Here is a 25,881-nt window from a genome sequence, read left to right on the forward strand (position 1 = left end):
CGAGCCGATCAGGCCTCACCGGCAGAATGTTGGGTGGATCTAGGAACGAGCTCGCTTACCGGTCCGGAGCTCGCGACGAGAAGCCGGCGCTTCGCCCTGGTGGCCGAGACGTGTAGGAGCGCCCGCTCGGCATCGAGGATCGATCTCCGGATCGCGGCATCCGGCGCACCCTCCAGGACGAAGCGCGGCGGCACGACGCCGTCGTTGACGTCCACGATCGCGACGGCGGCGAACTCAAGTCCCTTTGCCCGGTGCATCGTCCCGATGCGGATACCCGGCTTGGTTCGATCGTCGGCCTTCTTGCGGGCGAGGCGCCAGACGGGGAGACCGGCGGCCTTCAGGTTCTGCTCTGCCCGAGCCGTGAGATCGTTCGTCCGAGCGAGGACGCAGATCTCGTTCTCCGCGATGCCATCCTGCTTGCACCGGCTGATCCAATCCACCAGGGCCCGATTTCCCGCCTCGGCGGATCCTTCGAGGGCCAACTCCGGCTCCGGTCCGTGGAACAGGCTGCGGGTCCCCTTCATGTCATCGGAGGCATCGTCGAGATCGTCGACGGCAACGCCTTGCATCATCGCCTCGGCGAAGCGTCGGATCTCGTCGGAGGTCCGGTAGCAGATGCGAAGCTTGCGGCTCCTGCCGCGCACATTGATGCCGCAGCGGGACATGGAGGTCTTGCGGCCGTAGATCCGCTGATGCGCGTCCCCGACGATGAGCAAGGAATCGGGAGCGATCGCGCCATCGCGCTTGGGCGCAAGCTCGGCGATGAGGCGGAAAGCCTCGGTCCCGAGATCCTGCGCCTCGTCGACGATCACGGCTCTGTAGGGCAGGAGCGCGGGCTTCGCCTGTAGGATCTCGCGCGCATCGCGATAGGCGTCGTCAGGCTCGGACAGTCCCTCGGCGTCGAGGCGCGTACGATAGGCCGAGAACACGGCCCAGACCTTCTCCTTCGTCTTGCGATCCAATGAGGTGCCGCGGCCGGTCCGCTGCACCCGGAGATAACTCCCGAGGTCGGAGATGCCGTTCGCCTGGACGACCTGACGCCACTCGTTCTTCAGAAAGTCGAGCGTGACGGGCAGCTCGCGACCCTCGGTGTAGTAGGCATGCTCCCATGCCTCCTTCTGTTTGCCTTCGTCCGAGTAGAGGATCTCGCGGGTGTAACCCTGGCGCCGGAGGAAGTCGGTGACCCAGGTGTCGAGGTTCACCACCTCGATGCGCGCCATCTCCTCCGCGGAGCAAAGGTTCGCGAGATCCGCGCGGACGTCCGCCGCGAGGTTCGAGGTGAAGGTGGTGAACAGGATGCGACCACCCGTATCCTCGGTCGCGATCAACTGCTGGGCGAGCCGCCGCGCACGATGCATGGCGACCACCGTCTTGCCCGTGCCGGCTCCTCCGCGGACCAGCGTGGGTCCGTTCCAGTTTTGCTCGACGAGCTTGCGCTGGGACGGGTGCAGGAAGATGCGCCAGAACTCCAACGGCTCGTCGAGCATCTTGAGGAGCTCGTCGTCGTTCTCGACCAGCCAGAAGGTCCGTCGGCTCTCGGGGGTGCGCAGCGCGGCTGCGAAATCGTCCTCCGAGACCTTCGAGCCCTTGCCGCGTTCCAGCTCCTCCATGGTCTCGTCGACCGTGAAGCCCGCGGCCAGGCATACGAGGGCGTCGTAGGCGTCGGCGGGGATCCCGCTGCCGCTCGCTTCCAGCTCGGCCTCCGAGCGCAGGCCACGGACGGCTGGCAGCAGGGCCTCCGGAATGCCGAGACGGATCAGGTCGTCGTCCTTCACCGCCTCGAATAGCGGTCGCGTCGGCTCGCCAACCGCGGCGGGGGCGGCGTCCCGGTACTCGGTCAGGCTGAGATCGGTGACCTGCACCGCCGACGTCGCCGGGTTAACGTCCAGCCCCCTGTTGCGGGCCCAACGGTACGCGTCGTCGTGCTTGTCCATCCACAGCACGATCAGGGCTCCACCGCGATCGTAGACGATCGCCCGGTGCCCCTTATCGATGCGGGCCGATTTCATGTGCCGATCGCGGGCGCCCTCGATGCTCTCGAAGTTGATGCCGTTCGCGCTGGCGTCGTTCTTCAACTGAAGGATGAGCTTCGCCGCCCTGTCTTGCGCGTCGCGCGGCAGGCGGTTCTGCGAGAGCAAGGCGTCGATCATGATGTGGACGTCGCGCTTCCTCGCGGTCATGCCGCCTCTCCCATCGTCTCCGCGTAGATGTCTTCTGTCCCGGTGAAGACCACGACGGTCCAGCCCGGGAACAGCTTGGCTTGGTCCGCTTCGATGACGACCCCAAGCTTTTTGTCCGGCCACGCCAGTTCCAGGTGGCCGGCCACGTCGACGTCCTCATGACCGCAGTCGACCTCGTAGAGCACCTCCGGTGCCGGTACGGGTGGCGTGCGCTTGCGTAAGGTGCGGACCGCGTCGAGAAGCGATGGACTGACCCACTTCTCGGCGGCGTCCCAAGCCTCCGTGTCCTCGGGGCTTTGTCCCCCGGGTACGATGGGAGCCGGAGCGGGCTCCAGGGCCATCCCCTCGGAGCAGCCGACGTAGAACCTGCAGCCGAACTGCAGCAGGTTCAGCAGACGCAGGCCGCCGTTCCACGCCTTGAGCGCACCGGGCGATACCGTCGCCCGATGCTCGAAGCCGACGACGACCGCGGTCCCCACCGGGTCCGGCCAAGCCTGGCCCTTCCAAGAGTTCGGCACGGCGGCCGCGGCGCAACCGAGACCCGACGCGGAGACGAGCCCGAACCTCGATGAGCCGTCCATGTCCTGGAGGGTTTCGCGAGCCCATTCCCCCGCGAAGCCCTCTACGGCATCCAGGACGGCCGGGATGTCCCTGCCTTCCCGCATCCCCATCAGGAAGATGCCGGTCGTGAGGGAGGCCGCTCGCGTCGCCCAGGCTGCCGGATCCGCTTCCCGGACGTAGCGGAGGAATTGCGGGAATGGGTCCTGCGCCATGATGGAGCGAATGTCCGCCATCCGCGCGGCCCCCTCCGGGAGCTTCTCCATCGCGATATCGGGAAAGCCTGCGAGCGGATCCCAGAAATGCTTCGGCCCGCTGCCAGTCGAGGCTTTCTCGACGTCGTTCCAAGTCAGGGACCAGACGAACGCGCGCCCCGAACGGACGATGGCTTGGCGGCTCGCGAGGTCAGCGGCAACCCGATCCGCGTGCCACTCCCACCCGTCGGTGTAAATCGCGACGGGCTTCCGGCTAGGTCCCGGAACCGCCGGCCATAGGACGAAGTCCACGCGCGTCTTGGGAACATCCGGGAATCGCTCGTGGAGATGCACCTGCTGCTCCAGGCGCCATTCGCCGTCGCCGAGTGAGACGAGATATCCCGGCTTGCCGGTGATGACGGTCTTGGTGAACTTGCCGCCCTCTGCCTTCACGGTCTCGCTGAAACGGGCGAGGAACATATGTTCCAGCTCGCTCTCCAGGGCCTTGTTGAGCTTGATCTCGCTCACCGTGGCGATGGCGTGCAGGCCGTCCCATCCGGCAAGGATCTCGGAGAGGATGCCCGAGGCGAGATCGCGCGAGATCTCCCCACGGCCGAAGGTGGCCGCATGCGACCGCAGGCAGCGCGGGCACCCATCCTTGCGCGGATCCTTGTTGCAGACGCAGTCGCGCATGTGGGCCAGGGAGGACGCAAAGACGTCCCTGAACTCATCGGGGTTGTTGGCGAGCTGCTTCAGGTAGCCCGTACCACCCGGAACCGTGTCGTAGACATAGAGGTGACGCCGGCTGAGGGGGCCTTCCTTGGTCTCCACGAGGGAGGAACGGAGATGGTCGACCTTCCCCCGGAAATGCAGGCGCAGGCCAAGGTCGATAGCGGCCCGGAGCGACTTGACCGCGTTGTCGTCGCTGGACTTCGCCAGCGGCAGCAGCATCCGGATCGCCTCGGAGGTGAACTCCCGATAGAGGTAGACCACCGAGACGTATGTATCGTCCTTCTCTGATTTGATCTCCTGGCAGCGAGGGACGTGCAGCCCGAGCTTGGCGCCGTCGCGTCGTATCCGACGGAGCTCCTCAGGATCCTGGACCTTGCCGCAACTGCGGCACATCGAGAACCCGTGGCCATGCCGGTGCTCGCCGGCGACCTTCTGGCCGGACGGGCGGTCCCCGCGCTCGCCGAAGTTGACCTCGCGGAACGTGCAGCGGCGAAGGTGTTCGTAGGCGAACGGGAGGACGGCATCCTCGACCGCGTATGCGACGCCGACCTGATCGCGATCAAAGGCCGGGAGATAATCCCGGTCGAAGAAGTGACGGTCACGCTCGTCGGCGTCGTCCCCGATGCGCGACCGCCGCTCGCTGCCGACCGCCAGAACCTGCTTGAGACGGATCATGGGGCGCCGCGACCCGACGTCGGCCCACATCCCCGATCCGCAGGACGGGCAAGGCGCCTCAGTGGTGGATGCCTCGGCGAGCGCCATGTGGGTGCAGTCCGGGCAGACGCGCCAGTGTTCGATGGGCGAAGCCGATAGGTCGACCTGATCGATCTTCAGCTTCTTGCCGTCGGCGTAAAACACGGAACTCGGCGCGAACTCGGCGAGGGCCGCCGCGGCGGGACGCATGTATTCCGTGATGACCGGTTCGCTCTCCTCCTCCGCCGCCACGTCGGATCGATAGAGGACGGACTTGAGGGTGACGCCCTGCTCGGGGAACGCGTAGTTCGGCAGCACACCCCGATCGGTCAGAAAGCCGAGGTTGTCCCCATCGCGGATCCCATCCCGGATGCGGGCGAGGGCCCGCTTCTCCGCCTTGAGGGCCGCCACGCGCTCGTCGAGGTCGAGTGGGGGAGGGACCATGGCTTTCGCCTTGGCCTCCATCGTGGTGCAGGCGGAGATGCGCTGTTGGACCGAGGCGACCTCGTGGGCGACGTCCGCGTACTCGCTCGCGACGAGGTGGACCAAGCTCTCCTTTTCGCTGCCGACGGCGAAGGCGTGCAGGATCGCGACCGTCTCGGTGTCGTCGCGAACCCGGGGAAAGAGCTGGCAGAACCCCGCGAACAAGCGCTCGGCGTGCGCCTCCACGAAGTCGAACCAGTACAGGGGAAAGGCCGTGCGTTTCCCAGTCTGGATCGCCTTGAGAGCATCGCCGACCTTGCCGTAGCTCCCCATGCCGGAGCCTTGCTCGGCGACCCAACAGTCCAGCGTGTAGGCCGCGAACTGCCTCCGCAGGATGGCGACGGCCTTAAGGTGGACGCCCGGCGTCTTCACCTTTCCCGAGATCATCTCCTGCGGGTCGGCCCAATACCACATGTCGTGTGGCCGCCCGTTTGCGACGGTGACGTTGAGTGAGTTGCCGTCGCGCCGCCCGGTTCGCCCGATGCGCTGGACGTAATTCTGTTGCTCGGGCGGCACCGAGCAGAGAACGAGCGTCGAGAGGTCGCCGATGTTGATGCCCATCTCCAGCGTGGGCGTCGCCGACAGGAGGTTCGGGTACCAGGTGCGGGGCGTACCGGTCATGAACCGGCTCTCGACTCGAAGCCGCTCCTCGCGTCCGAGCAAGCTCGTGTGCTCGGCTGCGATGACGCGCTTGATGCGTCCCTTCGTCAGCAAGGTGGTCCGGAAGCGACCGCGGTCCCCCTCTGCGTCCGGGGCCAGGCCCCCCCCGCATCCGATGCGGGTGCAATGCATGCCCGCCCAAGCGGCCGAGGCGACGACCGGGATCCGGTGATCGTTGCCGCAGGTGTCGCATCGCAGAAGCGTGGTCTCGGAGTAGGCCCGTACCGCCTCGGGCTTGAGGCCCCAGGCCGAGCTCACCGATGCATCGCGGCCGGTGCCGATGGCGACCTTGGCGACCACGCCCTGATGCTCCAACAGACGGAAGAGGAGGGTGTAGGCGTCACGATAGAGGTCGCCCGTCAGGGTGAGCGCATGGTCGAAGCACTTGTGGAACCACGGCACGTACCAACCGCCGTAGGCATCGCTCGCCACCGGCTCGAACCCTTTGAAGACACGGTTCGAAGGGAAGAGCGGGCGAGGCGCCGAGGGGGCGTACTGGGGTAGTGATTTGCCGTTCTTGTGGGTTCGGGTGACCGCGAACCAACTGGCTTCGCGTTGGACGAACAACTCGGTCACGTCGGTGAAGACGGCGCCGCGCGCGCGCATGTGGTCGAGGACGCCGAGGACGAAGCGTCGAACCTCCGGCTCGGTGATATGCGCCGGCATCCCGACTTCGTCGCCCATCCGAGCCATGAAGCCGGCCACCGCCAGCTCGACCGCGTCAGGGGCGACATGGGGCGCCACTAGGCCGGTGCGCTCCACCGTGGCGCCGAGCCGGGACCGGAAGGTGAGTTCCGCGAAGGTTTCCCAGGTCAGACGCTCGTCGAGGTAGCTGGGGAGCTGGCTTTCCGCGGCGAGGGCATCGTCGGAAAGAAGCAGTTGGTAGTCCCGCCGCCACTCCATATCGGCCGGAAGGTACGTCGCCACGAAGTCGTCGGTGTTCTTGTCAAAGCCGATCGCCGTACGCAGGGCGGTCGGGGCCCCGTCGAAAAGGGTTTTAAGATCGGCGTCGACCTCTTCGCAGACGAAGCGCGATAGGCCGGCACGAAAGACGTTCGTGGCGTTCCGCGCTTGGAGAACGGCCGCCCGATGGGCAGCATCCTGCACCGAATCCGAAAAAGTCAGGAGTTTCGGGTCGTCGTTGTGATCCGAGCCAAAGATCGTCCCGGCCATCCCGGAGACGAGCGTCACTGCCTGCGCTCCCAGGATGCCCATGCCGCTCGGGCTGCCGCAGAACGGGCAATCGTGATCGACGCGGAAGCGCTCGTCGGTCAGGCGGCCCGGCCTGTGGATGTAGGCTTGGATCAGCGCGTCGGGCTCGGCCTTGCAGGAGGTGCAACCTCCCTCCGGCTTCGTCTCGGTTTCGGTCGGCACCAGACATCTTGTGCAGAGCCAGACCGGTCTCGTCTGACCGATGACCTTGCGGGTCCTGGAGACCGGCCGTTCGCGGAAAATGAAACGCGAGCGGTCCGAGTAGCCGAAATAGGCCTGATAGATATCCTTCGGTTCGGCGCAGACGGGGCGGCGATCGTCGTTGGCCAGCACCGTGGCCCAACCCGCGCCGCCGCAGGAACGGCAGTGAACCACGGGCAGGGCGCGGCGCTGCTCGTCGAGCCCGAGATCGTCGTAGTGGCGTAGGAGAGGGGTGTCCTCGACCGTCGCCACCATCCGGCGGAGCTCGCGCACCCAGAGCTGGTGGCGCACGCTGAAGAAGGGGAGGGGCACCGGGGGGGCGGAGGCATCGAGCGCGTTCGGAGCCTTGCGACGGGCATGAGCGATCAACGCCGTCAGAGTGTCGATGAGCGCGTCGAGATAGGCGTCCTCGAACGCTCGATAGAGGCGGTTGCCTCGCAGGCCCTCGCGGATCGCTGCGTATGAGGTCGGACGGCCCTGCAGCACCTTGAGGAGGTTCTGGAAGAAGAGATGCTCGTCAATCGCGGTGCCCAGCGCCAAGCGCCCCGAAGTCAGGTCCAGGTCGCTTGGCTCATCGGAACCGAACCAGGCGCGGTAGGCCCGCTTCAGGAGCTCACTCGGCTGGAGGTCGTCGATATCTCGGGCGAGGGCTAGGATCTCGGCTTCGACGGGGACGTCGAAACAGGACACCTGCAAGGGCTGGAGGTACTCCATGACCGACTGCCGGTCCTCCAGCACCACCGACGCACGATCGAAGGGCTCGTCGAAGATCTCCTCCGCGTAACCGACGAGATCGCCCAGGGCCTCCGGGCCCCCGAGGGTCGCCGAGGTGCCGACGCAACAGAGATCGCCCCGTCTCATGCCGAGCCGTGCCTTGAGGCGCCGCACCAGGCTCGCGAGGTCGGTGCCCTGCGCGCCGTCGAAGGTATGCAGCTCGTCCACCACGAGGTAGCGGAGCGTCTCGGGCCCGTTCTGCGACCAGATCTCGCGCTCGTCCGGGCGGACGAGCATGTAGTCGAGCATCTTGTAGTTGGTCAGCAGGATGTCGGGGGGGTCCCTGACCAGCGCCTCGCGGGAATCGATGACGCCTTCACGGGTCATCGTCGACAAAGGCTTCTTGGGCTTCTCGTCGGCGTAGATGCCTACCCGCAGGCCCTTCAGGGCCGGATTATCGGCGACCAGGCGTGCGATGCGCCGGGCTTGGTCTGTCGCCAGCGCGTTCATCGGATAGATGAGGATGGCCTTGATGCCCTTGGTGGGCTTCGCGCGCAGACAGCCGTCGAGGATCGGCAGCAGGAAACACTCGGTCTTGCCCGAGCCGGTGCCGGTCGCCACCAGGGTCGAGAGCGGCCGGGCGGCCGAGAGGCGCTCGAAGGCGCGCTCTTGGTGCTTGTAGGGGCTGAAGCCGAGCGGGATGGCGGGGAAGAACTCTCCTGCTCGCTCGCTGCGCCGAAACGGCATGTCGAGCGACAGCCAGGGCCCCTTAGCGAGGCTCTCCGGCTCACCGACGAACCGTTCGAGGAGCCCACGGAACCCCTTGGTCGAGGGTGAGAACGATGCGCGGAGCTGGTCCTCCATGCCGTTCCGAACCTGCCTGGCAAGGATGGAGGGCAGCATCAGGCGGCCTTTCTTTGCTTGCAGGAAGCAAAAAACGACCAAGCCCTCTGATAGTCTGTTACTCGGCTCTCTTGCGTAAATGGCGCGCGAAAGGCCTGGGGTAAAAGCTCTCCATCGTAAATAATCGGCTGATCTTTGCCAGTTATCAGCATAGCTCCCGCACCTAGCTTAGAGTATGAACTAATCCATTCTTCTTCTGAAGGCTTCTTTCCACGGCTATTCCTCCACCCTAAGCTGGAAATACCCTTCGATTTTGTCCAGACAACATTCCCGCCTTGATCGTACCACGTTCCTCTATCATTCTCATCGTACAAACCAAAACTAGTCTCATAAATTTCAATCAGTTGGTCCAACGAGAGACCCATTGCCTGGGAGACAAGAACATCAATCTCTATCAAAGCATAACGTCGCGCAAACGGAGTGCGTAGCCCGACCCGCGAACTCCATTTTTTCAAAGTCGCATCGCAATGATTAACCTCAAGCTCAAGTCGCGGATCGGTAGATGACCAGTCACAGCATCGAAGAGTAGATGAATGGCGGTTCCACAATTCGCTGTATGCATCCGTGAGGCACGCCAACCTTAATGCTCTATGCTGAGCAGTTTCACCGACATTCACCCAGGGAAAAAACTTGAGCGTAGACTCCCGCAGATGTGTGATACCAGCGGAACGAACCAGAAAATCAAATGGAAGCGAAAGCCATTGCGGGTATGAAGCCACTAAATCCAGTTCGCTCTGGAATGCGAGACTTTCAATAGTGTCGATGTGTGCCACCTCAGGTGGAATAAGCGCAGCAATAAGGGTTCTTTCATTTTTAGGGGGAAGCATATTTCTAAAGGCTATCCGATAGAAATCGGTATGCTTATTGTTGATAGACCAAGTCACACCAGGAAGCATGTCCTTGTAGTCTTTTAGATTCTTAATTATCGAAAAATTACTTTTATGTACAAAGCTGCCGCTCATATTTGAGTGGTCCACGATTATATCCGAGGATCCGACGTAATCCGGCTCTTTGTAAAACGGATTACCAACATAGATTGAGGGTCCAGAAAGAATGCATTCGATCGGGCTAGCTGGTTGTGATATTCTTTCAGCAAGAACCTTCGCCTTTTTGATAGAACCTGTCGCATGCCAAATCGGCTTCATCTGGAAGGCCGAAGCCACCTCAACAAATGAGCTACTTTTTGCCGTAAAGGCCTCGAATATTCTCAATGCATTCTTCGAATAGGGAAACAAGAAGCGCGTTCCTTCCGCCTTAGAAGAGTCGTCTTCGAGCAATCTTGAGAATATTTCTAAAGCATCGCTATCAATAGCGACGATACGGTCGCGATGTCCAAGTTTGTTCCATCCAGACACAGTCCTAATTTTAGGAACCGGACCGACCCCATCGTGCTCATAACAGTTACCGACAGAGCTAGGGTGAAAAAGCGAAGAGCAATGATCGAAATGAATTGCGCCCGGCTTACCGCGATATATATTCAAACTAAAAAAAGTACCATTATCGACCTCAGAAAAGAGATGCTTCTTCTCCTCGTTGCGAAATTGAAAATGATAGGCACATCTCTTGTACCAGTCTCTTCGAAAATCGGTTCCATTAGGATCACTTAAATGGCCGTCTTGGTGAATTAAGCCAATACGACCTCCAGGTCCCACGATCCTAAAACTTAAATCTATAAAACACTTGTATAAATTTGGTTGCCTTCCGCCGGCAAAAGGATAATTGGTCTTTCGGGAAATGAATGATTGAAAGCCGGTATGCTCATTATGTAGTCCAAGGTAATTTGCCGCATATTCTGGATGATTAGCGAGCAATTTTGGCCTTGCATTTTCAACTTCTGCCGCGGTCGCTCCACGTATAGTGAGTTCCGGCGCGGTCTCGCTTAGCGCTGCAGCGTCACTCCACGTCGGCTTAAGCCAAGGGGGATTGCCAATCACAAGATCGAAACCGCCACGTTCGCTCATCACGTCAGCGAACTCTAAATCGAAGTGCAAGAATCCCTGACGTTTAGCGACTTCCATTGCAGTCGGCATCCACGGTGAAGCCGCGATGAGTTTGTCCACGTCGACGTCAACGAAGAGGTCGTCCCGCCTGAGCTCGATCACGCGCTCCTCCGCTCGAAACAGCGCGTCCGAACCCTTATTGGCGGGTAGGGTGACAGTCGCAAAGAGACGGCCCTGTGCGGAGCCCGTCGCGAAGGCATTGATAGTCAGGCTCTGCCCCTCGACGCCTTGCGTCAGGACGAGGTCGAGATCCTGAAAGAACTTAGTGCGGGATGGCAGCAGGCCGGCCTTATCAACGGGCCAGAACCAAAGGGCGCACCATGCGTCCATGGCGGCCCTCAAACGGCGCCATGCCACCGAGTTGCGCACGCCCTGTCCCTGGAAGGTTGCAAGCCGCCGGATCTTCTCCTGGAAGTCGACGTGCCGCTCGTCGGTCCGAGGCGCCGAAGGCCAAATAGTGATGTCATCGTTCACCTCGCAGCGCATTTCGCGCAGCCGGACGGCAACGTCCTTGAACAAGGTGTCGATGGTGGCTGAGAGGCGACGCACGGTGGCCGCCTCGTCGGAGTCGAGTTGACGAATGAACTCCTTTCGCCACTCGACCATCGTCTTCCAATCGTCCGGCGCGAGCGGCCGCACGATGTTGGGGTCGTAGGCGCACATCCCCGGATCGGGCAGCAAGAAGTGCCAGACCTCGTCTGGCGTGCGGGTCTCACCCGACCAGCCGATTTCACGCGGCTTGCGGCTGTACCAACGGTCTTCCTCCTTGCGCGCCGTCAGCGACGAGCCCGGGAACACTGCGCGACGGGCGCCGACGAGCGAGTTGCCGGCATGGACTTGGTCCTCAAACCACGGCGCGAAACCGCCGGCGTGCAGGCAATTCAGCCAGAGGGAGACCTGCCCGAGTTCGACCGCAACCGGGTTGAGGTCGACGCCAAACACGTTCCGGTCTGCGAGGAAGGCCCTGACCTTCTGGCGCTCGTAGGCGTAGTTCTCGTGCGGGATGCGCTGCCCAACCTCGGCCTGCTTCAATTCGAGGTAGCGGTCGGCGAGTTGGTTCACGACCTCGACGAGGAAGGCTGCCGAGCCCATCGCCGGCTCGATCACCTTGAGATCCAGGATTTCGTCGGCCGTCTTGCCAGCAAGCAATTCCTTGAGCGCGTACTTAACCAGCACACGCGCCAGCGGCTCCGGCGTGTAGTAGGAGGCCGAATTCTCGCGGTTGCGTCCGGCCAAGCGGTAGATGAACGTACCGCGCGGATAAGTCCGGGGCACGTTACCGTCATAGACGAACTCACCTTCGAGCGGTGTGGCCCCCTGGACAAAGTCGCCGGCCCGCCGCTTCGGGGCGAAGAAGGCCGCCTCAAGAGGCCCCGGGGCCGGTTTGCCTGCTGGCTTGAGCTCAATCAGGTCTTCGGTGGCGAAGAAGCCCGAGAACGAGAGGAGTGACTCGTAGACGGCGCCGAGCTGCGAGATGCCGAGCTGGGCGTAGGAGATGCGCCCACGGCCCCGTCCGCGTTCCCCACGAGATAGCGACAGGAGTTCGATAATGCGCTGCATGCTCTCGTTACGGAAGCGCAGGCCACTTAGGTAGGTGCCAATGGCGTCGGGGTCGAAAAGGCGCGCGCGGACTGCATGGAAGGTGAAAGCCTCTCCGTCGCTTCGGGCCGCCGGCGTACCGTCGAAGACCAACGCGAACAGGGCTTCCAGCGTGTCCGAGATGTAGTGACCCTGCCGGTCCTCCTCGGTTTCGAGGGGCACCAGTTCGAGTTCACGCAGGCTCTCCAGGCTGTAGCCGGTCCGGTACGCCTTCGCCTTCATCGGCGCGAAGCCGAGCTCCGGGCGCGCCTCGATGAAGAACAGAAACAGCAGGCGGTACATATACCGCAGGCACTCGGTCGTGAGCCGATCGGCGTCGAGCAGGTTCTCACCCGAGAACACGCCCTCCTTGTTGGCGCGACGCTTAGTAACGATGAGATCGGCGGCCTCCCGTCCGAGGATCTCGATCGCCTCTCGTAAGGCGTATTTCAGATCCTGCGACACCCCGAAGGCGTGGCGGTGACTCTCCTCGTCGATGCGGTCGATGAGAGGCGTCCCGGAGCCCGGGGCCAGGTAATCGGCATGCAGCAGGGCTGTAGTCACGCCCAGGGTCGCTCCCTCCGACCGCCCGAAGATCTCGGAGAACCGGAAGCGCAAGAGACGGCTGTCGGCCCACTTGCGCCGGTCAATCAACACCGCCTGCGAGAGACTGAGGAGGATGACGAACCGCGGCGGCTCGGCCAAGCCGAACACCCCGCGCGTCACCGCAACTTCGGCCGTGTCCTTGCGCCGGCGGGCGATGTCGAGGGCTGTCTCAGTGTGTTCGAACTGCTCGCACCGGAACTTGACCTGCAGGGGGTCGGTCTCAAAGTCGGCGCCTACCGGCGACGGGACCTCGACCACCCAGACTTGGTCCTCGCCGCTTCCGAGCGCGCGACGGGCGAGCACCGGAATGAGCTTCTCCTCGGCGTCAGGCATAAGCTCAGACCGCCGCTCGTAGCCGAGGGCGTCCAGGAACTCGTGGGCGAACTCTCGCGCAATCAGAAGGCGCTTCTGATCGGAACGCTCGTCAAGGTACTGGGCGGACAAGCGGCGCCAAGCGGCACCGACCTTTGCGAGCCGTCGGTTCGGGGGCGTAACCCCTTCCTTTTCATCCGCGCGCCAAGCCGCGAAGGTCTCCTCGATGTCGCCCTCGAAGACCGTCGTCAGATAGTGCTCGGAGTAGAACTCGTTCTCGTTGGAGATGCCGGCGAGTTCGATGGGCATGTTTTATCCCCGAAAGACTGCGACGAGGCGCACGTAAGGGTTGGCATTGTCGGGCGTCTCGCGGGTCTGCTTGACCCAGTCCCACCAGCCCTCGAAGGTCTTGCGCAACCTTGCTTCTTGATCGGCCTTCCTCTTCTGCTGAGGGGCCGTCGCCTCCATGCCTTCGAACCGCAGCTGGAGGACCTTGTCATGTCGGGCCCGCAAGGCGTCGTGCCTATCGGCGAGCTCCAGCAACTCGGTATCCATTTCGCCCTGGTAACGCTTGCGGGCGGCGTGGACGAAGTTCTGGGCCTGATGAACCGCCTCGGGCACCAAGGTCTGCAAATCGTCGACTGCCGTCTGGCCGACGTTCGGGATCTCGCCGGTGCCAAGCTTGATACGCGCGATGAAGTCCCGAACCGCCTCAGTGCCTGCGTAGGCGCCGTCCCGGAACGTGACCACAGGCCACTCGTCGACCAGAGGCTGACCCTTGAGGTTCGGAACCACCCCGTTGAAGACAAAGGCCGCTTCGCCCTTGTCGAGGCGGTTGAACAGACGGCCCACTGGAGCGGAGCGACGGCCGAACACGCCCCCGATCTTGTCGGCGAGCCAGTCGACAGCCGGGTGCGCATCCCAGAGATACTGAATATCGGGCCAGCCGCCACCAGCGCCCTGTCGGGAAGTTTTGATCCGGTCATTCATAAGGGACCGATTATCGGTCAGTCGCAGCATCCCGTCCGGGGCCTCGGCCTCCGGAGGCATGAAACGCGCGTTGATGGCGCGAGCCGCCCGGCCGCCGAAATCGGAGCGCTCGCGGAAGTCGTCAGGTATGGGTAGCGCGATCACCCGATCGAGTTTGTCTACTTCGCACCGGAGCGTCGCCCCCATAGCCTCCATGCGTGCGAAGGCGGCCTCGGCGAAGCCGAACGTGTCGGGAAACATGGACGGCCGGCCGGCCTTGCGCTCCGCCGGTCCCGCCGACGCCGGCGCATCCGCCTGCGCCAAGCCGAAGAACGCCTCTAGCGAGGCATAGGGATCCTCCGCATTGACGTCCGCCGTGGCGGCCGCCCGGGCATCCATCTCAGCGGAAAAGACCTCATCCGACTTACCGCTTTCGATCACAGCGGCGACGACATCCTCCTGTTCCTTCTCATCGTTGGTACCGAGGAAAGCGGAAGGATCGCGGATGTTATCCTGGGCGGCGTTGTCCTTCTCGACTAGCCGTTCGAGGACACGCAGGTCGCCGCGGATCTTAGGCTCGGCCGGCTCGGCGACGAGGTACCAGATGTGGGGCTGCCGCTCTTGCCCGTAGCGGTCGATGCGACCGTTCCGCTGCTGGAACGTCAGGAGGGCCCAGGGCAGGTCGAAATGCACCAGCTTGTGCGAGAGGTAGTGCAGGTTAAGCCCTTCGGAGGCCATGTCCGATGCGAGAAGGATCCTGACCGGAGACTTATCCAAGCCGAAGTCGCGCACGAGCTCCTGCGCCTTGCTGTCGGCATCGGGTCCCGACGCGTGCAAGGTGCGGACCTGCTCGTCTGAAAGCCCGAGGTCGCGGCGCAGGTGTTCGCCGAGCCATTCGATCGTGGCGATCCGCTCGGAAAAGACGACGATGCGATCGTCCTTCTTACGGGGCGACCACTTGATGTCCTTCAACAGCCGGAGAAACGTGACGTACTTGGAAAACGTCTGGGCATCGATCGTATCGACCGCGGCGAGCAGGTTCCCGAGGGCCGCCTTGTCTGCGAGGGCCCCGGGCGACGCATCGGCATCCAAAGCCTTCAGCCGCTTCCGCACGGTCTCGGCGCATGCGGCTGGGCTGGAGAACAGCGCCTTTTCCAGAAGCGTCTTGAATAGACGTTGCCCCTTATTCCGGGCGGTCTCGTCCTCGGCCAGGGAGAGCTGGGCCAGCGCTTCGTACGCCGCTTCCTCCTGAGGCGAGGGCGCGAACCCGAGCCGGGATGTTGCCCTATCCTTGACCTTGCTTTTGATCGCGGCCTTGACCGCCGGCGTGGTCCGGAAGCGGCGGACGAAAAGACCCTTGATATCGTCCGGCCCGTAATTCTCAGGATCGGCGATGGACGTCGGATCCAGCATCCGCATCAAGCTGGCGAAGCTGCTGCGCGATCCGTCGTGCGGCGTGGCCGACAGGAGCACCAGGGCGTCCGACCGCGACGCCAGCCTCTCCGCCAACTCGTTCCGCTGGCTACGGCCACCCCCGGCCTTGCGCCGTTCGGCGACATTGTGCGCCTCGTCGATGATGATGAGATCCCACCAAGCCGTCTCAAGGGCGGTCCGGTACTGGAGATCGTTCTTTAGCGTATCGACCGAGATGATGGCTTTGTCGAACTGGTCGAAGGGATTGTGGTTGAGGGGGATCCGGGTCCGGATCTGACGGATCCGAGCACTATCGATGCGGACCAGCGGGATAGAGAACCGGGTCCAGAATTCCTGCTGGAACTGGGTCAGCATCGCTTTCGTGGCGACCACGAGGATACGCTTGGCACGACGGCGAAGCGCCAACTCGGAAGCGAGCAGCCCCGCCTCCAGCGTCTTTCCCAACCCCACATCATCGCCGATCAGGATACGGGCCCTGGGCGCGCCTAGAGCGAGCCTGACGGGGTCGAGCTGAAAGTCGAGATCATCGATGGCGGCCTTCCCCGCCACCTGGATTGCGTCACCGGTTGGTGCCGATTTGCGGAGGGCTGCTTCCAGGTGGAGGATCGTATCGAGGTATGCCGGCGAGCCATCCGCCACGAGCGTCACCTCGGCCGGGTCGATGACCTCGATGCCCCGTCCCCGTTTGCGCTCGATGTCCTCGACGAAAATCGCTTCTTTATCCCGGACGATGCCTGAGAGGCCTGTCGCATGGACCAGGGCCCCAGACACTGCGTTTCGGTCGATGTGGGAAACGACCCATTCCGCATCACGGACACGGATGCGGGCGCCGGCGACGAGCGAACCACGTGGCATGGCAACCAAGGCTAAGCGACTGAATTGGGGAGCGAAAAAGCAACGGCGCGCGCACCTGCACCCGCACGTTCAGTCCGGCTAATCCATGGCTGGCTCAACGCGCTCTCCACCGTGAGGTCGTACCTTCGATCGATGCCGAGTGCCACCGGATTCGTTCAAGAATTGCAACCTGGCGGCGAATTGGATTTCGAATGCGGGCGACCCTTAGCGGCAGAGAGTGAGAACCTCAGGGGTGGACGAGCGCCTTTTCCGGCCGGACCGGACGGCGACTTCGGATGTCCCCGCTGTCCACCGCAGTCATATCGAACCTGTAGAAATTTCGAATTTCGGCGTTGACCGCCGCCGCAATTGTTCATTATCTGTTCCGCATCGCCCGACGGTTCAGGGCGACGTTTCCCGGCATCGTCCGGACCGACTTAGCGCCCTTGAGCCTCGGCTCGGGCACAGCGACGGCCATCCCATGACGAACCAGCACTCCACCCGAAAACGGGCCCCTCGGCGATTCCGCCCCTCGGCGGCGCTCCCGGCCTCGTCCGGGTCGCGCGCGCCATCCCACACCATCGACACGACACCCCCCGGGGCCTGACCGGCGCGCGGATGCGCCCGGCTGCCTCGCGACGGAGGCAGCCATGAGCAAGTCCACTACGACGCAAACGACGCGCGCCGCCCGCGACACGGGCCCCGAGCCCGAACCAGCCGGTTTCATCGTCGACCTCGACGATATCGCGCGGGATCACGTCCCGCCCGACAACGGCCTCCGGCTCCCCCAGGAAGGGCTCGCGCAGATCGCGATCGACGCCGCGATCGGTGCACCCGAGCTACGGCGGATCCGCCGGGACGGCGTCGCCGTGATCGTCGAGATCCCGACACCCGATTGGGCGCCTGAGGTCGAGGCGATCATGCGCTCCCTGGGCTATTTCGAGACGGTTGTAAGCCGCTCCGGTAGCTCCCCGCGCCACGATCGTCCGACCGAGGGCAACGACCGGGTCGCCCAGACGCTCGCTGCGGGTCACGGCGTGCTGGGCATCTCGACGGCGCCGGAACGCTTCCTCCCGGAGGTCCTGGTCTCGGCCGCGGACGTCCGGGTGAAGCTGAGGCCCCCGGGTAACCGGGAACTCGCCACGGTGATCCGCCTGGCGACCGGCCGTAGGCCCCGCAGCCTTCCGCCGGACCTCGCCGCCGGCCTTTCGTACGACGATATCTGCACCGCCATCCGCCTCGGATCGACGCCGGGACAGTGCGTCAGGCGGCTGGTCGCCGCGTCGCGGGCCAAGTTCGGCGGCGACGATCTCCGCGACGTACCACCCCTCGGCGAGCTGCACGGCTATGGCCGGGTCATGACGTGGGCGGAAGCGTTTCTCCGCGACCTGGAGGCTTGGCGAGCCGGAACCCTCAGCTGGGCCGAGGTATCTAGGACATGCTGCATGGCGAGCAGTCCAGGCCTTGGCAAGACCAGCTTCGTGAGGTCTCTGGCGAAGACGGCGCGACTTCCGCTCTTTTCGACCAGTGTCGGCGATTGGTTCAGTAATTCTTCGGGACATCTGGACGCCGTCCTCAAGGAAGCGCTGAGGGTCATATCCTCGGCCGCGGCTCAATCACCGGCCATACTATTCATCGATGAGCTTGACGGCTTGCCGAACCGCAACGAACTGTCGAACAGGGGCAGGGATTATTGGCTTCCGATCATCAACGGCCTGCTGATCAGCCTTGACGGGACGGCTTCCGGGCCAGCGTCGCGGCTCGTCATCATCGGCGCCACGAACCATCCGGAAAGGATCGACCCAGCGCTCCTTCGGCCCGGACGCCTGCATCCTCTGATCGTCATCGAGCCGCCGGATGCGGAGGCCCTGGCGGGGATCATCCGGCAACACCTTGGCGACGATCTCCGCGACACCGACCTCGGCGGCATCGCCCGCCTCGGCGTCGGCGCGACCGGCGCGCAGGCGGCGGGGTGGGTCAAGGGAGCGCGGCAGACGGCAAGGGCCCAGCGCCGGCCGATGGTGCTCGCAGACCTCGCGGCGCAGGTCGCCCCGCCCGACGACCGCCCGCCGGAACTCCTTCGGCTCATTGCCAAGCACGAAGCTGCACATGCCCTCGTGAGCGAAAGCCTCGGGGTCGCGAGGATCAGGATCGTCGACATCACGCTCCGGGCGACATCTGCCGGCGTCACCCGGGGAAGGCTCAACGCGTCGGCGATCATGACGCGAGCCCAACTCGACGACTTCGTTGTGGCGACCCTGGCCGGTCGTGCCCAGGACGCGTTGTCCGGGCAGCCTAACTCCGGTGCCGGCGGCGTCCACGGGAGCGATCTCGCGACCGCGACGATCGTCGTGGCGATGGCCCATACGGCATACGGTCTCGGAGGATCCCTGCTCTTCCGGGGCCGGGCCGAGGACACCTGGCGTCTCCTCGATCTCGACGCGGACCTGCGGGCGAAGGTCGAGGCCGACCTGCGGCGGCTCCACGCGCGTGCGGAGAGCTGCGTCCGCGAACACCAGCCGGCGATCACCGCGATCGCGGACCGCCTCGTGACGGACAGGGTCCTGACGGGCGAGGCCGTACGCGAGATCCTGGCGACCCAGGGCATCCGCCCGCAGGCCATGGCGGGAGGCGTCGATGTCGCTTGAGAACGACACCATGGTCGGCGAGATCTTCCGCCGCCTCGCCGTCCTCCGTGCCGAACTCGGAGAAGATCCCTTCGAGCGGAGCGTGAAGGCGGTCCTCTCGGCGCTCGGCACGGTCGCCCTCGCGGAGGCCGAACGCCGTGCCGCCATGCTGGAGGCACGCGAGCGTCCGCCCACGTCCGGCGTCAGGGTGTCCGCGACCGCGAGGCGGCTCGACGCGGACCTATGGGACCCGGGGGATCCCGAATGATCCCGCCTCCGGAGCATCGGGCGGCGGCTCCGTGGCGGATCCCTGGCCGGCGTCCCGCCGGACGGGGTCCCGCCCCCGGTCGCCCAGGAAACGGCCGGGACGGATCGCGACGCCAAAATCACGCGTTTGTGATCGTGATTTGGCGATCCGCCATCGATCCTTTTGGATGGCACGGACGACCTTCACGGGAAGGAATAGGGCCTCATTCCTTCCCGGCGAAAAAACGCAGTCCCAGCTTGCGGATCGACCGGGTCCGGGCGGTCGGGCAGGAGCCCGCCGGAGGATCCATGGAAGGATAGAGCGCTCTGTCCTTTAAGCGGCTTAAGTACCTGTTTTATTTGGTTTTATTAGCCGCCGCGCAACGGCTTCGACCTCCGCCCAGGGGACTCGACTCCCGTCCCTCGGCCGGCCTAGCAAAGCCTCGGGGCGCCGGGATCTGGCGCCCCGCCCACCGCCGCCAAGTCACCGGCCGGCGGCTCCAGAAGGCCCGCCCTGCGAGGGGCGGCATCCATGCAGACGGTCCCCATGCGGGGACGGACGAGGATAAACGGAAATGTTCGCGATGCAGACGCGTGCGCCTTCGGTGGCGTGCGACGGCGGAGCCTTGCCCGAAGGGCCGGGGCCCCTCCCAGGCGACGAGGTCGCCTTCAACTTCGAGCGGGCCTTCACCCTCGACGAGGTGGCCGAACGGCTCGGCATCTCGCCCCGCCAGGTGGAGATGCACGTGGCCGACGGCAGCCTGGCCGCGGTGAACGTCGGCCGCGGCGCCATGCGTCGCGACTTGAGGGTCCTCGACGAGGACCTCGACCGCTTCGTCGAGGCGCGGAAGGTGGCCGGCGCCTTCGGATCAGGCACCGCGCCGGCACCGCGCCGGAAGGGTGGACGCCTTACGCATGCGCCGCTGACCGGGACCTTCATCGCCCAGCGCCGCGCCCGCGCCGCCGACCGGGGGAGGGACTGACCATGGCTGGGGATGTGCGCAAGGCGAACGTGAAGAAGGCCGGGGCGGGCCACACCAGCGGCGCCACCAAGGGGAAGTGGGTCTACCTGCCCCCCGGCCGGAAGACCTGGGTTTACGATTACGTGCTCTGGGGGACGCGTCACTACGGCGACACCGGGCGTACGCGCAAGGACGAGGCCGAGCGGTACGCCAGGGACCATCGCGAGGAGCAAAAGGTCCTGCACATCCGGGTCCACGGCGGGCCTGGCGTGCCGACGAGGCAGCGGGACGCAACCCTGGAGACCGCGGTCGACCGGTTTTACGCCACGCAGGCCCACCTGGACGTCGGCCGCGACGACACCTTGCGGCGCCTGCACAACCTCGTCGACGTCCTCGGCGAGCGCACGATGCTCAGCGTCATCGACGATGCCGCGGTCGTACGCCTGATCTCCGCCTTGGAAAGCATGGACGCCTGGGGCGATCCGAAGCGCGGCAAGATCAGCGAGGACCGGGTTGACGCCCATGTGAAGACGCTGCGCCGCCTGATGCGGCACGCGGTGTCGGATTGGAAGTTCTACTTGCCCGACATGCCGGACTGGCCGCGGCACACCCTCGCGGACGACCCGCGACGGCGCGAGGCCTCGATCGACGAGCTCGACCGCATCGCCGAGGTCTGGCGCGAGGACCTCTGGCCGGCCCTGGAGTTCCTGTTCGAGAGTGGCCTTCGGCTCACCAACGGCGTCGAGCTCACCTGGGGACAGGTCGACTTCGTGACCGGCGTCATCCGGCTGAAGGTCAAGGCGCCCGCCGGCAGCCGCCGTCGGAAGAGAAAGGATCCGGAGAGGCGGCGCAAGTCGGCGGAGATCCCGATCACGCCGGCCCTGGAGCGGATCCTGCTCACGGAGTGGAACCGCCCCGACCGGCACCCGACCGCGGTCTTCACGCTGGTTGCCCACCGCACGTGTCGTTATCCGCGATACGGAAAGCTCCTGGAGCGCGGGAAGCGTTACCCGCTCAACAACCAAACGTTCCGGGCGTACTGGCGGAGGATCAAGGAGCGGGTCGGCATCAAGGACCTGCGGCTCCACGACCTGCGCCGGACCAGGGGATCCCTGGTGCTGCGCGCGACCAAGGACATCACGAAGGCGCAGAAGCTCCTGACGCACGCGGACATCAAGACGACGGCCGCGGTCTATGCGCACGTGACGACCGACGACCTGCGCGAGGCGATGATCGCGACCAACGCCTACGAGAAGGGCCTGCGCGACCGGCACGACCGCCTGCGCGGCCGGCCTGGCGGCTCGCCACGGGCCCGGTTAGGATTTTCCCGGGCAGTTCCCGGAGAGGAGCCGTCCAAAGGCGTAAACCATTCGGAGGACGCGCCATTCTCGTCCACGTCGCCCACCCGGCCGCGCCGAGAGCCGTATAACGAGGGCGATCCGGCGATCGGAGAGGTACTCAACTTAAGTCACTTTGATGATGGCGGTTTTTTCCGAAAGCCAAGCGTCCTTCAGCCATTTGTCATTCATCTCCATTTCCCTGGAAACGCAGGGATCGGCGCGCTTCCGCACACCGAATCCCGCGAAATTCCCGCGGATCCTGCACAGCCTTTGATCCTTGAAATCCCTGCCACGCCCAGACATTCGGCGGATCTGATCCAGGCCTTCGCGCATGCCATCAGGCTTCGGCCAGCCAAGCGGACGCTCAGGGAGCTCTTCGCATCGTCCTACGATGCGGGAGCGACAGTGGGATCGGTACGAACGGACAAGCTGAAGTCACGCCGTGAAAGACGTCCACGCAATTCACAGCAGCTGCCGGTTATTCACCAACAACGTGGTGTCGATCTCGGGCCTCCACATGGTGCTGGCCGCCGGCGTGGTGTTCTGGCTGGTGCGGGCGCTCCTCGCCGCGGTGCCGCTCTGCGCGCTGCTCTGGCCGATCAAGAAGATCGCGGCCGGCTTCGCCATGGTCGGCGTCACCGCCTACTGCGCCTTCTCGGGCTGGGACATCGCGGCCGAGCGCTCGCTGATCATGACCCTGATCATGCTGGGCGCGATCCTGGTGGACCGGCCGGCCCTGTCGATGCGCAACCTCGCCCTCGCGGCGCTGATCGCGCTCGCCCGGGAGCCGGAGGGCCTGCTCGGCCCGAGCTTCCAGATGTCCTTCGGCGCCGTGGCCGGGCTGATCGCCTGCGCGCGGCTGATCGACGGGCGGCTGCTCGTGCGCCCGGGGGCCGGGCGGATCGGGCGGCTCGTCGGGACCGGCCTGTCGGCGATCACCGGGACCCTGGCCACGACCCTGGTGGCGCAGGTCGCGACGGCCCCCTTCGCCACCTACCACTTCCAGACGGTCCAGCCCTTCGGCCTCGTCGGCAACGCCCTGACCCTGCCGCTCGTCTCCCTGGTGGTGATGCCCGCCGCGGTGATCGGCTGCCTCGCCTATCCCTTCGCCCTCGACCGGCCGGTCTGGTGGCTGATGGGGCAGGCGGTGGCCGGGATGCTGGCGATCTCGGACTGGATCGCCGGGTTCGAGCGGGCGGTCCTGGTGCTGCCGGCCTTCGGCGCCGGGGCGCTAGCCCTGCTGACCGCCGGCCTGCTGCTGGGGACGCTGCCGGCCTCGCGCCTGCGCTGGCTCGCCGTGCCGCCGGTCCTGCTCGGGCTCGTCCTCGCGGCCCGGCCCGACCACTACGACCTCTACGTCGACCGGCAGGGCGCGGGGGCCGCGGTGCGGGGCCCGGACGGGCGGCTCGCGGCCCTCGGCAGCCCTTCGGGCTTCGTCCTCGAGCAGTGGCTGAAGGCGGACGGCGACGGGCGGCGGTCCGCGGCGCTGATCGTCCGGTCGGGCAGCGGGCGCTGCGACCGGCTCGGCTGCACCGCCCGGCTGCCGGACGGGCGGGCGGTCGCCCTGGTCCGGGACCGGCGGGCCTTCCCGGAGGATTGCGCCCGCGCCGCGGTGCTGATCACGGGCCTCGCGGCGCCGCCTACCTGCACGGGGCCGCTGGTGATCGACCGGCGCGTCCTCGCCGCCCGCGGGGCCGTGGCCCTCCGGACCGATGGCGACGGCTTCGCCGCGCGCTACGCCCGGGACGACGGCCGCGCCGTGCCCTGGCGGCCGGCCGCCGGGCGCGGGCCCAGACCGCCGCGGCCGGTCACCGCGGAGCCGGGCGACCGCCCCGCGGAGGACGGGGTCGCCGCGACGCCGGAGGCCGACGCCGCGCCGGGCGGAGACCTCGCCCCCGGCGACGCGCCGGCCGAGCCGCTTCAGTAACGGCGGACGAGGCTCACGAGGCGGCCCTGGATCCGGACCCGGTCGGGCCCGAGCACGCGGGTCTCGTAGGCCGGGTTGGCGGCCTCGAGGGCGATCGACGAGCCGCGGCGGCGCAGGCGCTTGAGCGTCGCCTCCTCGTCGTCGATCAGCGCCACGATGATGTCGCCGGTATTGGCCGTCTCCTGCTTGCGGATGACCACGAGGTCGCCGTCCAGGATGCCCGCCTCGACCATCGAGTCGCCACGCACCTCGAGGGCGTAGTGCTCGCCGCCGGCCACGAAGTCCGGCGACAGGGTGATGGCGTGGCTCTGGTTCTGGATCGCCGAGACGGGCGTACCGGCCGCGATCCGGCCCATGACCGGGATCGAGATGGCGCGGCCGGACTCGTCGATCATCCGCGTGCTCGCCGGGGCCGGCGGCTGCTTGGACTTACCGCCCTCGACCACGCTCGGCGTGAAGCGGCGCGGCTCGGCGGGGGCCTGAGTCGCCGGAGCGGCCTGGGTCAGGCTCTCGGGGATCCGGATCACCTCGATGGCGCGCGCCCGATTCGGGAGGCGCCGGAGGAAGCCGCGCTCCTCGAGCGCCGTGATCAGCCGGTGGATGCCGGATTTCGACTTGAGATCGAGGGCATCCTTCATCTCGTCGAACGACGGCGGGACACCGCATTCCTGCATCCGGCTCTGGATGAATCGCAGGAGGTCCAGCTGCTTGCGCGTGAGCATCGACGGGGGACTCGCGGCTTGGCGGACCGCCACGTGACGGTCTCCGAAACAAATCACGAACAGGTTAAACGTTCCGCAAGTGTTCCGCAAGAGCGGCACCGCTCGGCCCGGCGCTCCGCGGCGCGCCCGCGGGAGAAGGTCGAGAAACGCATTGACGGCGCAAGCGGAGCCGTTTCAATGCATCGCGGCGCCCCGCCGGGAAGGCGGCGGATCCGGGGCGCGGGCTGGGACCCTCTTGGAATGACGAGGATGCGACGACCCGCAGCTCTGCTGCCCCTCGGCCTCGCCGCCCTCGGCCTTGCCGGCTGCACCACCGGATTCTCCTACATCTCGCGGAACTACGTGGCGCTCACTCCCCAGGTCGTCACGATCGGCTGCAAGGAGCCCTACGAGGTCTACGACAACCGGCAGCTGCGCCGGATGCTGATCGTGTCCAACGCCCTGCGCGAGTATACCGGCTGCAACCTGAGCGAGGTCCGGATCGATCCGGAGCCGGGCGCCACCCGGGTGAAGCGCTTCCGCACCGCCGCCCGGGCCTATCTCGACGAGACCGTGCGCGAGGATTGCCGGATCACCGGCGAGACCGTGTTCGATCCGCTGAAGACCGAGTTCGCCTACGCCTGCGACGCGCCGATCGAGAAGCGCGGCACCGTGGTCCCCCGCCTGCCGGGCCGCAATCCGGGCCTCGGCGTGCGCTGACCGGCCGGCGGCGCGTCCTCAGGCGCCCGGCTTCGGGAAGGTCCGCTCCGCGGCGTCGCCGGCGGCGGCCAGCAGGGCGCGGGCGAAGGCCCGGGCCTCCGTCCGGTCGAGCACGATCGCGGCGGTGACCGGCGCACCGCCGAGGTCGGCGAGGGCGAGTTCCAGGCGCACCCCGTCGGGCACGGCGCTCGCCTGAAGGCTCCAGCCGGAGCCCCGGTCCGTGCTCTCCGCCATCGTGTTCCTCCCGCATGCCCGGCACGGCGCCGCGCGCCCACCGGAACGGCCAGGCCCGGGACCGCTCCCGGAGCCACGCTCCGGTCTTCCCTGCCTCGCCTGTCCGCGTTCCTCAAGGCCACAGGCCGCGCAGGGGTTAAGATGCGCGCCGTCGCGGATGCCGGCGGCCGCATCGCGGCGACACGGGGCGGCACGGGGCTGCGCCCGCGCCGCGGCGCGGGCGAGGGCAGGGGCGGCCGGGATGGGGGCCGGCTTCGGGGCGATTGACGCGAGGCCGCCGATGATGTCTCCCGCTGGCTCCGATCAGGTGGAGTTCGAACATGCAAGAGATCTGGTTCCGCACGGGCGAGGCCACGGTGCTGGCGGCCGAGGGCCAGTACACCGACGCCATGCCGGAGGTGCTGATCGGCTCGGTGCGCGGCCCGGTCGGTCAGGCCTTCGCGTCGATGATGGGGCAGGTCCAGGGCCACACGCGGATGTTCGTGGTGCGCGACCTCAACCAGCTCGTGCGCCCGGCCACGATGATGACCACCAAGGTCACGATCCACACGGCCGAGTATGCCGAGCTCCTCGGCGGCGTGGTCCAGGCCGCCACCGGCGACGCGATCGTGGACTGCATCATCGAGGGCATCCTGCCGAAGGACGGGCTCGACGAGCTGTGCATGATCATCATGATCTGGCTCGATCAGCGCTGCGCCGAGGACGACAACCTCGATCAGAAGGACCTCTACCGGACCAACTACGAGGCCACGAAACTCGCCATCGCCCGCGCCCTCAAGGGCGAGCCCACGGTCGACGAGCTGATCGCCAACCGGAAGACCGTGAAGCACTACGCGCTCGACGGCGTGATCGAGTACTGAG

General features: G+C 65.7%; 11 protein-coding genes and 2 pseudogenes. 7 read left to right on the plus strand and 6 right to left on the minus strand.

The features are described 5' to 3' along the window. Positions 1-8: 8 nt before the first annotated feature. The 4 genes from ACLBX8_RS12695 to ACLBX8_RS12710 are packed head-to-tail and all read right to left on the minus strand — an operon-like array spanning position 9 to position 16,284. Positions 9-2,180, minus strand: coding sequence for a UvrD-helicase domain-containing protein (locus ACLBX8_RS12695; protein WP_447715260.1), 2,172 nt, complete (start codon positions 2,178-2,180; stop codon positions 9-11). Further along, on the minus strand, positions 2,177-8,530 hold the full coding sequence (locus ACLBX8_RS12700) for a DEAD/DEAH box helicase (RefSeq protein WP_447715261.1): 6,354 nt from the start codon (positions 8,528-8,530) through the stop codon (positions 2,177-2,179). The genes ACLBX8_RS12695 and ACLBX8_RS12700 overlap by 4 nt, the downstream gene beginning before the upstream one ends. Then, complete coding sequence (locus ACLBX8_RS12705) at positions 8,530-13,335, minus strand: hypothetical protein (RefSeq protein WP_447715262.1); 4,806 nt, start codon at positions 13,333-13,335, stop codon at positions 8,530-8,532. The genes ACLBX8_RS12700 and ACLBX8_RS12705 overlap by 1 nt, the downstream gene beginning before the upstream one ends. 3 nt (positions 13,336-13,338) lie before the next feature. Then, complete coding sequence (locus ACLBX8_RS12710; RefSeq protein WP_447715263.1) at positions 13,339-16,284, minus strand: helicase-related protein; 2,946 nt, start codon at positions 16,282-16,284, stop codon at positions 13,339-13,341. A 629-nt stretch (positions 16,285-16,913) separates the two neighbouring features. Here ACLBX8_RS12710 and ACLBX8_RS12715 point away from each other — a divergent pair. The 5 genes and pseudogenes from ACLBX8_RS12715 to ACLBX8_RS12735 form a co-directional block, all read left to right on the plus strand. Then, positions 16,914-18,911 (plus strand): AAA family ATPase, encoded by a 1,998-nt coding sequence (locus ACLBX8_RS12715; RefSeq protein ID WP_447715264.1) that lies wholly within the window; start codon positions 16,914-16,916, stop codon positions 18,909-18,911. A gap of 10 nt (positions 18,912-18,921) precedes the next feature. Beyond that, positions 18,922-19,158 (plus strand): hypothetical protein, encoded by a 237-nt coding sequence (locus ACLBX8_RS12720; protein WP_447715265.1) that lies wholly within the window; start codon positions 18,922-18,924, stop codon positions 19,156-19,158. 553 nt (positions 19,159-19,711) lie between these two features. Further along, positions 19,712-20,119 carry a helix-turn-helix domain-containing protein gene (locus tag ACLBX8_RS12725; protein ID WP_447715266.1) on the plus strand — a complete coding sequence of 136 codons (408 nt, stop codon included), beginning with the start codon at positions 19,712-19,714 and terminating at the stop codon, positions 20,117-20,119. A 566-nt stretch (positions 20,120-20,685) separates the two neighbouring features. After that, positions 20,686-21,294 (plus strand): annotated as a pseudogene (locus ACLBX8_RS12730) (tyrosine-type recombinase/integrase); the annotation flags it as partial. A 634-nt stretch (positions 21,295-21,928) separates the two neighbouring features. Continuing rightward, positions 21,929-23,365 (plus strand): annotated as a pseudogene (locus ACLBX8_RS12735) (ComEC/Rec2 family competence protein); the annotation flags it as partial. Here ACLBX8_RS12735 and lexA read toward each other — a convergent pair. Further along, on the minus strand, positions 23,359-24,087 hold the full coding sequence (gene lexA / locus ACLBX8_RS12740) for a transcriptional repressor LexA (RefSeq protein WP_020092270.1): 729 nt from the start codon (positions 24,085-24,087) through the stop codon (positions 23,359-23,361). The pseudogene ACLBX8_RS12735 and the gene lexA overlap by 7 nt on opposite strands. Positions 24,088-24,336: 249 nt before the next feature. On the opposite strand from lexA, the gene ACLBX8_RS12745 reads away from it, so the two are divergent. After that, positions 24,337-24,786, plus strand: coding sequence for a hypothetical protein (locus ACLBX8_RS12745; protein WP_026604787.1), 450 nt, complete (start codon positions 24,337-24,339; stop codon positions 24,784-24,786). An 18-nt stretch (positions 24,787-24,804) separates the two neighbouring features. Here ACLBX8_RS12745 and ACLBX8_RS12750 read toward each other — a convergent pair whose 3' ends face one another. Beyond that, positions 24,805-25,020, minus strand: a complete 216-nt coding sequence (locus ACLBX8_RS12750) for a hypothetical protein (RefSeq protein ID WP_020092272.1) — start codon at positions 25,018-25,020, stop codon at positions 24,805-24,807. Between the two features lie 320 nt (positions 25,021-25,340). Between ACLBX8_RS12750 and fae the strand changes: the two genes are divergently transcribed. Continuing rightward, on the plus strand, positions 25,341-25,880 hold the full coding sequence (gene fae, locus ACLBX8_RS12755; RefSeq protein ID WP_020092273.1) for a formaldehyde-activating enzyme: 540 nt from the start codon (positions 25,341-25,343) through the stop codon (positions 25,878-25,880). The last annotated feature ends 1 nt before the right edge of the window (position 25,881 follow it).

It is taken from the genome of Methylobacterium sp. D48H (genome assembly GCF_053345715.1).